At 60.9% G+C, this 13,158-nt stretch carries 14 protein-coding genes; 6 read left to right on the forward strand and 8 right to left on the reverse strand.

Annotated features, from left to right (window positions below; all coding sequences use genetic code 11):
* Positions 1–2,728 (forward strand): PolC-type DNA polymerase III (locus QZL67_RS08695; RefSeq protein WP_292920169.1); only part of this gene is annotated, 2,728 nt, incomplete at its 5' end.
* An 89-nt stretch (positions 2,729–2,817) separates the two neighbouring features.
* On the opposite strand, the gene mmuM is transcribed toward QZL67_RS08695, so the two are convergent.
* The 8 genes from mmuM to QZL67_RS08735 all read right to left on the reverse strand — a co-directional run bounded on the left by mmuM (position 2,818) and on the right by QZL67_RS08735 (position 11,004).
* Positions 2,818–3,774 (reverse strand): homocysteine S-methyltransferase, encoded by a 957-nt coding sequence (mmuM, locus tag QZL67_RS08700; protein ID WP_022290339.1) that lies wholly within the window; start codon positions 3,772–3,774, stop codon positions 2,818–2,820.
* Positions 3,775–5,211: a sodium:alanine symporter family protein gene (locus tag QZL67_RS08705; RefSeq protein ID WP_022290340.1), complete on the reverse strand. Its 1,437-nt coding sequence runs from the start codon at positions 5,209–5,211 to the stop codon at positions 3,775–3,777.
* A gap of 176 nt (positions 5,212–5,387) precedes the next feature.
* Positions 5,388–5,783 (reverse strand): thioesterase family protein, encoded by a 396-nt coding sequence (locus tag QZL67_RS08710; protein ID WP_022290341.1) that lies wholly within the window; start codon positions 5,781–5,783, stop codon positions 5,388–5,390.
* A gap of 77 nt (positions 5,784–5,860) precedes the next feature.
* Positions 5,861–6,952 carry a PotD/PotF family extracellular solute-binding protein gene (locus QZL67_RS08715; RefSeq protein ID WP_022290342.1) on the reverse strand — a complete coding sequence of 364 codons (1,092 nt, stop codon included), beginning with the start codon at positions 6,950–6,952 and terminating at the stop codon, positions 5,861–5,863.
* Between the two features lie 99 nt (positions 6,953–7,051).
* Positions 7,052–7,900, reverse strand: a complete 849-nt coding sequence (locus QZL67_RS08720; RefSeq protein ID WP_292920177.1) for an ABC transporter permease subunit — start codon at positions 7,898–7,900, stop codon at positions 7,052–7,054.
* A 38-nt stretch (positions 7,901–7,938) separates the two neighbouring features.
* Positions 7,939–8,751, reverse strand: coding sequence for an ABC transporter permease (locus tag QZL67_RS08725; protein ID WP_022290344.1), 813 nt, complete (start codon positions 8,749–8,751; stop codon positions 7,939–7,941).
* Entirely contained in the window at positions 8,741–9,898 is a 1,158-nt protein-coding gene (gene potA / locus QZL67_RS08730; protein ID WP_022290345.1) for a spermidine/putrescine ABC transporter ATP-binding protein, read from the reverse strand. Before potA ends, QZL67_RS08725 begins: the two co-directional genes overlap by 11 nt.
* Positions 9,899–10,038: 140 nt before the next feature.
* Entirely contained in the window at positions 10,039–11,004 is a 966-nt protein-coding gene (locus QZL67_RS08735) for an RluA family pseudouridine synthase (RefSeq protein ID WP_022290346.1), read from the reverse strand.
* 101 nt (positions 11,005–11,105) lie between these two features.
* Here QZL67_RS08735 and QZL67_RS08740 point away from each other — a divergent pair, with 101 nt between their 5' ends.
* The 5 genes from QZL67_RS08740 to QZL67_RS08760 all read left to right on the forward strand — a co-directional run.
* Positions 11,106–11,408, forward strand: a complete 303-nt coding sequence (locus QZL67_RS08740) for a hypothetical protein (RefSeq protein ID WP_022290347.1) — start codon at positions 11,106–11,108, stop codon at positions 11,406–11,408.
* Positions 11,408–11,875 carry a hypothetical protein gene (locus QZL67_RS08745; RefSeq protein ID WP_022290348.1) on the forward strand — a complete coding sequence of 156 codons (468 nt, stop codon included), beginning with the start codon at positions 11,408–11,410 and terminating at the stop codon, positions 11,873–11,875. Before QZL67_RS08740 ends, QZL67_RS08745 begins: the two co-directional genes overlap by 1 nt.
* Before the next feature lie 98 nt (positions 11,876–11,973).
* The gene (locus QZL67_RS08750) at positions 11,974–12,471 is read left to right on the forward strand and encodes a DUF177 domain-containing protein (RefSeq protein WP_022290349.1); all 498 of its coding nucleotides are present in this window, start codon (positions 11,974–11,976) and stop codon (positions 12,469–12,471) included.
* Positions 12,472–12,527: 56 nt separating this feature from the next.
* Positions 12,528–12,722: a 50S ribosomal protein L32 gene (rpmF, locus tag QZL67_RS08755; protein ID WP_022290350.1), complete on the forward strand. Its 195-nt coding sequence runs from the start codon at positions 12,528–12,530 to the stop codon at positions 12,720–12,722.
* 242 nt (positions 12,723–12,964) lie between these two features.
* Positions 12,965–13,158, forward strand: a 194-nt coding sequence (locus QZL67_RS08760; protein ID WP_292920171.1) for a GTPase, incomplete at its 3' end; no start/stop codon positions are given.

Genomic DNA, 13,158 nt, shown 5'->3' on the forward strand with positions numbered 1-13,158 from the left:
CTCTTTGATCCTGGCCCAGAACTTGCTGCCGGACCTGCACAAATACAAGCTGGACATCGTGGCGGAGGCCCTGGATCTGCCGGCGTTCAACCACCACCGGGCCAGCGACGATGCCGCTACCGTGGGCTATATGCTCATCCCCTTCTGGAAGATGCTCCACGAGCGGGGCATCCACACCCTCCAGGCGGTGAACAAGGAGATGGAGAAGCTCCGGCCCCTGGGCAGCAAGACCAACCGCTTCCCCAAGCACATCATCCTGATCGCCCGGAACAAGGTGGGCCTCAAAAATCTCTATCAGATGATCTCCGCCTCCAACCTCAAGTATTTCAAGCGGGTTCCGACGATTCCCAAGAGCCTTCTGGTGGAGCACCGGGAGGGCATCATCGTGGGCTCCGCCTGTGAGGCAGGCGAGCTGTTCCGGGCGGTGACAGATCACAAGGACTGGGACGAGCTCAAGCGTATCGCCTCCTTCTACGACTATCTGGAGATCCAGCCCCTTTGCAACAACGCCTTCATGCTGCGCAACGGAGACGTGCAGTCCGAGGAGGAGCTGAAGGACTTCAACCGCACCATCGTCCGCCTGGGCGAGGAGCTGGGCAAGCCGGTGTGCGCCACCGGCGACGTCCACTTCCTGGAACCGGAGGACGAAACGTACCGTCGCATCCTGCTGGCGTCCAAAAAATTCCCAGACGCCAACGCCCCGCTGCCCATCTACTTCAAGACCACCGATGAGATGCTGGAGGAGTTTTCCTACCTGGGGGAGGAGAAGGCCTACGAGGTGGTGGTGACCAATACCCGCCTGGTGGCGGACCAGGTGGAGCAGTTTGAGCTGCTGCCGGCGGAGCTGTTCCCGCCCCGCCTTGCAAACTCCAAGGAGGATTTGAACCGGATGGTCTGGGAGAAGGCCCACCGGCTCTACGGCGACGAGCTGCCCCAGCTGATCGTGGACCGGCTGAACGTGGAGCTGAGCAGCATCCTGGGCAAGTACGACGTGGTGTACATGTCCGCCCAGAAGTTGGTGCAGCGCAGCTTGGAAAACGGCTACCTGGTGGGCTCCCGTGGCTCTGTGGGCTCCTCCTTGGTCGCCTACATGTCCGGCATCACGGAGGTCAACTCCCTGCCGCCCCACTACCGCTGCCCCAAGTGCAAGCACTCCGAGTTCATCCAGGACGGCTCCTACGGCTGCGGCGCGGACATGCCGGACAAGGTGTGTCCCGTGTGCGGTACCAAGTACGTCAAGGACGGCTTCGACATCCCCTTTGAGACGTTCCTGGGCTTCGGCGGCGGCAAGGTGCCGGATATCGACCTGAACTTCTCCGGCGAGTACCAGGCCAAGGCCCACCGCCATGCCATCGAGATGTTCGGTGAGACCCAGGTGTTCCGGGCGGGCACCATCGGTACCCTGGCGGAAAAGACGGCCTACGGCTTCGTGAAGAAGTACCTGGAGGAAAACGGCATCACCGCCGGACGGGCGGAGGAGAACCGGCTCACCCTGGGCTGCGTGGGTACCCGCCGCACCACCGGCCAGCACCCCGGCGGCCTGGTGGTGGTCCCCGACGATCTGGACATGGAGGACTTCTGTCCGGTCCAGCACCCGGCGGACGACGATGGTTCCGACACCATCACCACCCACTTTGAATACCACTCCATGGAGGCAAACCTTCTGAAGCTGGACATGCTGGGACACGATGATCCCACCATGGTCCGCATGATGCAGGACCTCACCGGCGTGGACCCCCACGACATCCCCCTGGACGACCCGGACACCATGTCCATTTTCACCTCCAGCAAGGTGCTGGGATACGAGAACGACGAGATCCTGGGTCCCACCGGCGCCGTGGCCATTCCGGAGTTCAACACCCGCTTCACCCGGCAGATGCTGGTGGACACCCAGCCCAAGGATTTCAACACGCTGCTGCGTCTGTCCGGCTTCTCCCACGGCACCGATGTGTGGCTGGGCAACGCCAAGGACCTCATCATGAGCGGCACGGCCACGGTTCTGGAGACGGTGGGGTGCCGTGACGACATCATGCTCTACCTGATCTCCAAGGGATTGGACCCGAAGATGAGCTTCAAGATCATGGAGAAGGTCCGAAAGGGCAAAGTGAAAAAGGCTGGCTTTGACGACGGCTGGGTGGAGGCCATGGAGGAGCACGACGTGCCCCAGTGGTACATTGACTCCCTGGCCAAGATCGGCTACCTCTTCCCGAAGGCCCACGCGGTGGCCTACGTCATGATGGCCTTCCGCATCGCCTGGTACAAGGTCCACGAGCCCCTGGCCTTCTACGCCACCTTCTTCTCCGTCCGGGCCAAGGCCTTCGACGCGGAGTACTGCTGCGCCGGCAAGGAGGCGGTGAAGCGGAAGATCCGGGAGATCGAGAACAACAAGGATGCCACCGCCGTGGAGCAGTCCTTGCTCACCACGCTGGAGGTGTGCTACGAGTTCTACCTCCGGGGCTTCCACTTCGATACCATCAGCATTTACGACTCCGACGCCACCAAGTTCAAGGTGACCGAGGGCGGACTGCTGCCGCCCTTTACCTCCGTCCACGGCCTGGGCGAAGCTGCCGCCATCGACACGGTGGAAAAGCGAAAGGGCAAGGAGTTCATCTCCATCGAGGAGTTTGCCATGTGCTGCAACAAGCTCTCCAAGACCCACATCGAGCAGCTCAAGGCCCTGGGTGCCTTCGCCGGTATGGCGGAGACCAGCCAGATCACGCTGTTTTGAATACACGGATCGAAAAAGCCCGCCTGTCCGGTATTTGCCGGACAGGCGGGCTTTATTTTGATTGATTCGGTGCGGAAAAGGGAAGGGGCTTACCGGCCCAGCTTCAAATAGATCTCCCGGGCTTTCGTCACTTCCCGGATGTGGGAGTCCACCGTGCGGCAGCAGCCGCCCACGGCCTTGGCCCCTGCCCGCATCCACCGGTGGGCATAGTCCCCGAAGGTGACGCCGTCCCGGCTGCCGTGCCAGGTCTTGGTGGCGGGGTCGTATTCCTCGCCGCTGTTGGGATAGACCGCAATGGGCAGGGAAGTGGAACCTTTCAGCTCCCCGATGAGGTGTTCCACGAACTGGGGCGGCGTGCAGTTGACGCCGATCATCCGCAGGTGGGGGTGGTTCTGGGCGAGAGCGGCGGCGCAGTCGGAGATCCGGTCCCCCTCGTTGATGTGGCTGCCGTCCCGGCAGGAGAAGCTGATCCAGTAGTCGGCCCCCAGCTCCTCGGCGATCTCCGCCTCGATGAGGGCCTCGTGGAGGGAGGGCTGGGTCTCCAGCAGCAGCAGGTCGGACCCGGCTTCCCAGAGGATCTCCATCCGGCGGCGGTGGAAGTCCCGCAGGACGTCGTCGCTGACGCCGTAGTTGCCCCGGTACTCGGACCCGTCGGCAAGGTACGCCCCGTAGGGTCCAACGGCCCCCAGGCACAGCGGCATGGCGCGGCCGCTGTCCCGGCCCTCCTGGGCCCACCAGCTCTTCCGGGCCTCCAGGAACAGCTCCACGGATCGGGCGATGCAGTCCTCCGCCTCCTTCAGGGAATAGCCCCTGGCAGTGAGGCCGGGGATGGTGGCCTGATAGCTGGCGGTGATGCCGCAGTCGGCCCCCGCCCGGAAGTAGTTCAGGTGGACCTGACGGACCAGGTCCGGCTGCTCCGCCAGGATCTTGGCCGTCCAGAGGGAGTCGTTGAGATCGCAGCCCAGGGCCTCCAGTGCGGTGGACATGGAGCCGTCAATGACCATGATGTTCGTTTTTGCAAGGGTCTCTTCCAAAGTGACGCGCATTTAGAATTCTCCTTTCGCCTTTTCATCCACCGTGCCGTAGACCACGGGCTCCGGGTTCTCACCCCGCTCCTGGGCAGGGACAAAGCGGTCCCAGAAGTCGTGGAACAAGCGGAAGATCTCCCGCTGCTTGGAGTAGATGAAAAGAAGCGTGATGATGACATAAATGGCGGAGAGCAGGTCCGTCATGGCCCAGAGGGTGTCCGCCTCGATGTTGTAGAAGAGGACACAGGGGAGCATGTAGTAGACCATGTACACCCAGGTGGCCCGGCGGTTGGCCTTGGTGTCGCCGAAGGCGTAGTTGACGGACTTCTCACAGCTGTAATACATGCCGATGATGGTGGTCCAGGCGAAGATGGCGATGGCGATGGCCATAAACCAGCCGCCGAATTTGCCGTAGGCCACCTTGAAGGCCACGGTGGTCAGCTGGGCGCTGTCCACGTCGGGGTAGTCGATGTAGGCGTTGGTGAGGATCAGGGAGAGCGCCGTCACAGAGCAGACCACGATGGTGTCCAGAAACACCTCGCCCCAGCCCCAGGAGGCCTGACGGACGGGGTGGTCCGTCTTGGCGGAGGCGTGGGCGATGATGCCGTAGCCGGTGCCGGCGTCGTTGGAGTAGAGGCCCCGGGCGATGCCGTAGCGGATGGCGTCCCGGACAGTGGCGCCGGCGAATCCGCCTACGCCCGCCATGGGGGTGAAGGCGCTCTTGAAGATGAGGCCGAAAGCGGAGGGAACGATGGACCAGTTCATGATGAGGATGCCCAGGCCCCCCAGGATGTAGAAGAGGGCCATGATGGGTACCACCTTCTCCATGATGGAGGAGATGCGCTTGAGGCCGCCGGCGATGGTCAAAAAGCAGGTGACGCCCAGCACGATCACGGAGATCAGCGGGTCGATGCCGAAGCCCTCCTGCAAAGAGCTGGTGACGGACTCCGTCTGCACGCAGCAGGTCCAGGGGCCCAGCACGAAACAGGCCACCGACAGCACCACGGCGCCCTTCTTCCAGCCCAGGGCGTTTTTCATCACGAAGGAGCGGTCGCACATGTACTCGTCCATGGACTCGCTGTACTTGACCCGGTAGCGCTGGCCCAGGATGATCTCGCAGGCTTTGGTGGACATGCCCAGAAGGCCGGACACCCACATCCAGAACACGGCGCCGGGGCCGCCGGAGACGATGGCGGTGGCCACGCCGCCGATGTTGCCCACGCCGATGGTGTTGGCCATGGCGGTGCAGGCGGCGGCAAAGCCGGAGACGGTACCGGTGCCCTCGCCCTTCTGGAACATCTTGCCGAAGGTGTTGCGGAAGTTGAAGCCCACCTTGCGGAAGTTGTAGCGGAACCCGAAGCGGATTCCCAGGTACAGCCCCGTGCCCACCAGAGCCACGGTCATGGGCGTTCCCCAGAGGAAGTCGGAGATCGCCGTGATGATTTGCAGTAACATAGTTTCCCTCCTGACACAGTAGACGTTAGCAGTTTTATGTGCTAAATCACTACATTATAGCATTGCAAAAAAGATGCCGTCAACTGGCGGAGAGACCAAAAAACGGCAGCCTTCCGGCGGATTTGTATACGAAACGGCGCCGCAGGCGAACAGCCTGCGGCACCGTGAGGAAAGGCTCAGCCCTCCAGCTTGGCGTTGCACTTGGCGAGGAACTTCTCGTTTTTGATGATGGCCCGGGTGTGGGTGCCGGAGCCGATGGGCCCCTTTTCGTCCCAGGCCTTGACGGCGAAATCCACCATCTTGCCGTTTTCGGACACGGCGGTGATCTCGGCCTCCGCCCAGACCTTCATGCCCACGGGGGTGGGGGCGTCATGGGAGATGGCGATGTGGGTGCCCACGCTGCCCTGGCCCTCCTCCAGGAAGGACTGCAGGCAGGTCTGCGCCGCGTTTTCCATCAGGGCGGACATGTAGGGCGTGCCGAACACCGGCAGGGCGCCGGAGCCCACATAGGCGGCGGTCAGCTCCTGCGTGACGGTCTCTTCCAGCTGGCATTTGGTTCCGATGACGATCATACAATTAACCTCCTTCAAAAAAGGGAGGGGTTCGCCGGAATCGCGGCGAATCCCTCCCGCATCAGGGCTTTGGAAAATCAGGTGGCGGACTTGAGCCGGGTCCACTCGCTATCGTACAGGTCCAGAATGTTCTGGGGCAGGCCGGCGTAGCTCTCACACTTGGCCATGATCTCCTCGTCGGGATAGGCGTAGGGATCATTGGCAATCTCGGGGTCCAGCTCCTCCCGGACGCTCATGAGGGGAGTAGAGTACCAGATCTCCTCACAGTTCTTGAGGCCCGCCTCAGTGGAGCACATGTAGTTGATGAAGGCCTCGGCGTTGGCCTTGTTCTTGGCGCCCTTGAGGATGCACATGGCATCCACATAGGTGTTGGTGCCCTCCTCGGGGATATAGAAGCCCAGGTCGGGGTTGTTTTCCGCCATGGTCAGATAGTCGCCGTAGTAGTAGGTGCCCACAGCGGCGTTGCCGCCTTCCATCTTGCCGAACACCTCGTCCATGACGTAGGCCTGCACCAGGGGCTTTTGCTCAATGAGCAGATCCACGGCCTCCTTGATCTGGGTCTCGTCGGTGGTGTTGTAGGAGTAGCCCAGGCGCTTGAGGCCGATGCCGATGGCGTCCCGGGAATTGTCGAACATCAGGATGTCGTCGGCGTACTTCTCGTTCCACATCAGATCCCAGCTGCCGAGATCTTCTTCATCCACCATGGTCTTGTTGTAGATGACGCCCAGAAGGCCCCACATGTAGGGCACGGAGTACAGGTTCTCCGGGTCGTAGGCGGGGTTGAGAAGGTTGGGGTCGATGTCGGCGAAGTTGGGGATATTATCGAAGTTCAGGGGCTCCAGCATGTCCTCCTCGATCATACGGGCGATCATATAGTCGGAGGGGATCACCACGTCATACTCCGCGCCGCCGCCGGCGACCTTGGAGTACATGGTCTCGTTGCTGTCGTACATCTGGTAGTTGACCTTGATGCCGGTGGCTTTTTCAAAGTCGGTGAGGACGGACTCGTCAATATACTCGCCCCAGTTGTACACGTTGACCACACCGCCGGTGGTCTCCGCGCCGGAGCCGTCGGCATCGGTGGAATCGGTCTCCCGGGTGCTGACGCATCCGGACAGCAGCCCGGCCGTCAGGGTCAGGCCCAAGATGAGTGCCAGAGTCTTTTTCAATTTCTTTCTTTGTCTCCTTTCGGTTTTGAAGCTGGCGGCCGCGCAGGGGCAGACGCCGTCTGTATCACCAGGTCCCGCAGGGGACCGGGCAACCGGAAATCAGGACCGGCCGGCAGTGCGGCGGTCCCGGGCCCGGGCGGCTTCCTGACGGGCCTGGCGCAGATTGATGATGATGAGCAGAGCCAGCACCGCTACGAACATCAGCGTGGAGAGGGCGTTGATCTCGGGGCTCACCCGGCGGCGCACCATGGAGTAGACCACCATGGAAAGGGTGGAGACCTGGCTGCCGGCGGTGAAGTAGCTGATGACGAAGTCGTCGATGGACATGGTGAAGGCGATGAGGGCGCCGTTGATGATGCCGGGCATCAGTTCCGGCAGCACCACCTTGCGGAAGGCCGTCATGGGCGTGGCGCCCAGGTCCAGTGCCGCCTCCGCCAGGTTGGGGTCCAGCTGGCGGATCTTGGGCAGCACGGAGAGGATCACATAGGGGATGTCAAAGGTGATGTGGGCGATGAGCAGCGTCACAAAGCCCAGATTGAACTCAAAATCAAACCACAAATTGGCGTCCTCCACCCACTGCAGGCCGTTGAGCCAGGAGGAGAGGTCCGCCAGGACCTGACCGGCAAAGACGAAGAGCAGCATCATGGACACGCCGGTGATGATATCCGCGTTGGTCAGGGGGATGTTGTTCACCGTGAGGCACGCGGTGCGGGCCCGGCGGCGCATGGAGGAAAAGCCGATGGCCGCGGCGGTACCCGCCACGGTGGCGATGAGTGTCGCCAGGATGGAGACCAGCAGGGTGGTCTGCAGAGCGTCCAGCACCGTCCGGTTTTCCAGAAGCTGGGCGTACCAGTCCAGGGTGAAGCCGCCCCACACCGCGTTGGACTTGGAGTCGTTGAACGAAAAGACGATCAGCACGAAGATGGGGGCGTAGAGGAAGAGAAACATCAAAACCAGGAAGAACCTGGAGAGGATACCGTTCTTTTTCACAGGACCACCGCCTCTCCTTCTCCCTCGCCGAAGCGGTTCATGACCCCCATGCACACCAGGACGATGACCATCATCACCAGGGAGATGGCGGAGCCCAGGTGGGGGTTGTAAGCGGAGCCCAGGAACTGCATCTCAATGAGGTCGCCCAAAAGGAGGCTCTTGCCGCCGCCCAGAAGACGGGAGATGACGAAGGTGGACACCGACGGGATGAACACCATGGTGACGCCGGAGAGCACGCCGGGCAGGGACAGCGGGAAGATCACCCGCCGGAACACCTGGGCGGAGTTGGCCCCCAGGTCCTGGGCCGCCTCGATGAGGCGGTGGTCCATCTTCTCGATGACGGAGAAGATGGGCAGCACCATGAAGGGCAGGAAGTTATATACCATGCCCAGCACCACGGCGGCCTGGGTGTCGATGATGTCCAGCTTCGGAAGGCCCACGGTCTCCAGCAGGGTATTGAAAAAGCCGTTGCGCTCCAGAAGAAACACCCAGGAGTAGGTGCGCAGCAAGAAATTCATCCACATGGGCAGCATGATGAGCATGGTGGCCATCTGCCGCAGACGGCCCCGCTCCCGTGCCAGGAAGTAGGCCATGGGATAGCCCAGCAGGATGCACACCACGGTGGCCACAAAGGCCAGCAGGAAGGACCGGCCGAACACCGAGGCGTACTGGGTCATGGAGGCGAAGTTCTCCGCCGTGAGGCTTCCGTCCCGGTTGGTGATGGCGTAGACCACCACCAGGATCAGAGGCGCCACCACAAAGATGGCCATCCACACCACATAGGGGATGGCGATGCCCTTACTCTTCATAGCCTTCCTCCCGGTCCTCCAGGGCCTCTTCCTCGTCCAGGGCTTCCACGTCGGAAAGCTCGTCGTATTCTTCACTGTAAGAGCTGTAGTCGCCGAACATGCCGGAGTACTTGCTCTTTTTCATGATGTGGAACCCATCGGGGTCGATCTTCACGCCGATACGGGCGCCCACGGGGGAGTGGTCCGTGGTCTGGATCAGCCACTTGAAGCCCCGGAAGTCCACGATGATGTCGTACTGCATGCCCTTGAAGGTGACGGAGGTGACCGTACCCACCAGCTGGCCCTGCTCCACAGGGACGATGTCGATGTCCTCGGGGCGGATGACCACATCCACCGGCTCATTTTCGGCAAAGCCGCCGTCCAGGCAGGAAAACTCCCGGCCGTACATCTTCACCACCTTGTCCCGCACCATGACGCCGTCGATGATGTTGGACTCGCCGATGAAGTCCGCCACGAAGGCGTTTTTCGGTTCGTTGTAGATGTCCTCGGGAGTGCCGATCTGCTGGATGGAGCCCTTATCCATGACCACAATGGTGTCGGACATGGTCAGGGCCTCCTCCTGGTCGTGGGTGACATAGATAAAGGTGATGCCCACCTGCTGCTGGATCTTCTTGAGCTCCAGCTGCATGTCCTTGCGCAGCTTCAGATCCAGTGCGCCCAGGGGCTCATCCAAAAGCAGCACCTTGGGCCGGTTCACCAGGGCCCGGGCGATGGCCACCCGCTGCTGCTGGCCGCCGGAAAGGGCGTCGGGCTTGCGGTTTTCAAAGCCCTTGAGGCTCACCACCTCCAGCATTTCCATGACCCGCTCCTGAATCTCCGACTCCGGCACCTTCTTGAGCCGCAGGCCGAAGGCCACGTTTTCAAAGACATTTAGGTGGGGGAACAGGGCGTATTTCTGAAAGACGGTGTTGATCTGCCGTTTATAGGGCGGAACGTCATTAATCCTCACACCGTCGAACAAAACGTCTCCCGACGTGGGCGTCGTGAAGCCGCCGATGATCCGCAGCGTGGTGGTTTTGCCGCACCCACTGGGGCCAAGCAGTGTGAGGAATTCCTTATCATTGATATAGAGATTTAGATCGTTGAGTACCACTTCGTCGTCAAAGGACATATGGATGTCCCGCAGACGAATCAGCTCTTTGGACATGTATCCTCCCCCATTTCCTGTGTTTTTAAATCAATGAAAGCCTCTTTTCTCTGTTGAGGGGGAACCTTTCTCGTCGAAATTCAGCATTATGAACTATATCGGAACCACTGGGAAAAGTCAAGCAATCAAGGTAAAATACTTTATAAATGTATGGGAAAATATTTCTCCCGGAAGGGGACGGCTTCCACGGTGAATTCCCGGCCCCGGAGATAGCTGAGGATTCCTGCATCCGTGGGGAAGGTGAAAGCCAGCTTGTAGGAGTAGAGCGCCTGACGGGTCTCGTGGTAGGAGCGGTTGACGGCGCCGTTGCCGTATTTGCCGTCTCCCAGCAGAGGACAGCCGATCTGGGCCATGGACACCCGGATCTGATGGGTCCGGCCCGTCAGCAGGCGGCACTCTACCAAAGACAGAGGCCCCCGGGTCTCCAGGGTCTTATAGAGCGTCACGGCGGTCTTGCCGCCGGGGACGGGGCGGCGGTGGAAGGAGACCTGCTTTTTGGCCTCGTCCTTCAAAAGAAAGCCCTCGATCTTCCCCTGGGGGGGATTGGGGCGGCCCACGGTAATGCAGAGGTAGGATTTTTCAATCTCATGGTCCCGGATCTTCTCGTTGAGGATGCGCAGCGTCTCGGCGTTTTTGGCGGCAATGACGATGCCGCCGGTGTTGCGGTCGATGCGGTTGCACAGGGCCGGGGCAAAGGCGTTTTCCCACCGGGGGTTCCACTCCCGCTTCTGGTAGAGATAGGCTTGGATGTGGTTGATGAGGGTATTGACCTTCTCCGTCTCGTCGGCGTGGACCACCATGCCGGGGCGCTTATCCACCAGCAGCAGATTCTCATCCTCGTAGACGATGTTCAGCCTGGGCTGGAACACCGTCAGGAACATGTTTTCCTCCGAGGGCTTGTCAAAGAACTCGTCGTTGATATATAATTGAAGAATATCGCCGGTATTGAGCCGAACGTCCCGTTTGGAGCCCTTGCCGTTGACTTTGATGCGCTTGAGGCGGATATATTTCTGCAGCAGGGCAGGGGGCAGCAGCGGCAGATTTTTGGCGACAAAGCGGTCCAGCCGCTGTCCGGCGTCGTTTTTTCCGATGGTGAATTCCCGCATGGCGATCCTCCGTATGGTGTGATGGAAGTGCCCTTATCATACCTGTTTGCGGGGGGAATGTAAAGCGGCGGGAGGAATTTTTCAGGAGCGGAGGCTCAGATATGAATCAGGAACATGAAAAAAAACCGCCTGCCGGGGCAAACTGGATCTGGGTGATGGGCGGCTGCTACCTTCTCTATCTGGCCGCGGACATGCTGATGCGGGTCCATGACGGCACCACGGAGATGGTGGGAGTGAGCATCGTCGGTGCGGTGGTGTTCATGGTCTGCGGCATCGCCATGATCTGGCGGGAGTGGCGCAACGACCGCCGGGCCAAGGAGGAGCGCCGCCGAAGCCTGGAAGAGGCCGCCCCGGAGGCGGACGGCGAGCCTGCGGACGCCGAAGGGGAAGAGGAGGAGCACTGATGGACATCGAGACACTGTGTGCCGCTGTACAGGCCGCGCCCATCTATTTGGACCGCTTCACCCGCCGGGGCTATCCGGCGGCCTTCCGGGACTATACGGAGCGCTTTTCGCCGGCCTATACGGCGGCGGTCCGGGAGACGGCGGGGGAGGATGCGGCCCTGGATGCCCTGGCGGACGCCGTGCTGGCAGGGCTGGAGCAGGGCTGGCGGAGCCAGCGCTTCTGGAACCGCAGCGCCGTGCGGGTCAATGAAAAGCAGATGATGGTCAGCTTCCTCACCCCGATGCTGCTGGAACTGGAGGAGCCGCTGTGTGCCCGCTTTGCCCAGGTGCTGCGGGACCGCTGGGCCGCCCGCTGGCCCCGGGACGCCTATCAGGCCGCCACTTACGCCGAGATCAAAAGCGGCTTCCGCTATGCCATCATGGGCATCCCGCTGCAGCCCCCCAAGGATGAGCGGGAGGACCCGTGAGCGCCCCGGAGAAAAAAGAAGTAAAAAAATTGAAAAAACTGTTTGACAAGAGCGAGTGCATCTATTATAATACTACTCGTGTCGTTGCGAGGTAGTGTATGCTTTTTGATGTAAAACCGATCCTTTATACCCCCGGAAAGCAGCTGGACTTCCAGTTTACCTTGGATCTCTCCGATGTGGAGTTCTCGGGACGCTTTCCCGCCAGCCACCCCATTGAGGTGGAGGGATGCGTGCGGAACACCGCCGACGTTCTGGAACTGGAGCTGACGGCCCGGACCACGCTGGACGCCGTGTGCGACCGCTGCGGCAAGGCGTTTGCCCAGGACAAGGAGGTCACGTACAGCTGTCTGCTGGCCCAGACGCTGGAAAACGGGGACAGTGATGAGATCGTTTTGCTGGAAGACGGCAAAGTGGATGTGGGCGATCTGGCCCGCACCGCGTTCATCCTCGGGATGGACACCAAAACTCTGTGTTCGGAAGATTGTAAGGGATTGTGCCCCCGGTGCGGCGCCGACCTGAACCTCGGCCCCTGCTCCTGCAAAAAGGAAGCAGATCCGCGCCTGGCCGTCCTGGCCAAGCTTTTGGAGAACAAATAAGGACAAATAAGGACGGGCCTGACTTCCCGCGCCTTTGAAATCAAGGAGGTGTCACAATGGCAGTACCTAAGGGAAAAGTATCCAAAGCAAGACGCGACAAGCGCCGCAGCTCTCACTGGAAGCTGGAGGCTCCCGGTCTCGTCGCATGCCCGAAATGCGGTGCGCTGCACCTGCCTCACAGAATGTGCCAGGAGTGCGGTACTTACAATGGCCGCACGGTCAAGGTCGTCAAGTCCGTTGCCGCGAAATAAGGAACATGCATGCTTCAGGAGGGAAGAGACGATCTTCCCTCCTTACTTTTTGCCTTGCTATCCTGTATACAGGCGGGTATAATAAGCCTGAACGCGGAGGGCTTCGGTCCTGCGCACCGCTGCCTGAGATGCCGCTTTTGCGGCGGGCGCGGTTTTCCGGCCGCCTGCCGGTTGGAAGCGGCGGCAGTTTGAGATGATTCCCCCCTTTGAGGGGCTGAAAGAGAGAAAGGAAGTGAGCGCCGATGAAACCCATCATTGCCATCGTGGGCCGGCCCAACGTGGGCAAGTCCATGCTGTTTAATAAGCTGATCGGCAAGCGGCTTTCCATTGTGGAGGACACCCCGGGCGTGACCCGGGACCGGATTTACGGGGAGACGGACTGGAACGGCCGGCAGTTCATTCTGGTGGACACCGGCGGCATCGAGCCAAGGACCGA

It is taken from the genome of Oscillibacter sp. CAG:155 (assembly GCA_000436875.1).
Lineage (GTDB): Bacteria > Bacillota > Clostridia > Oscillospirales > Oscillospiraceae > Oscillibacter.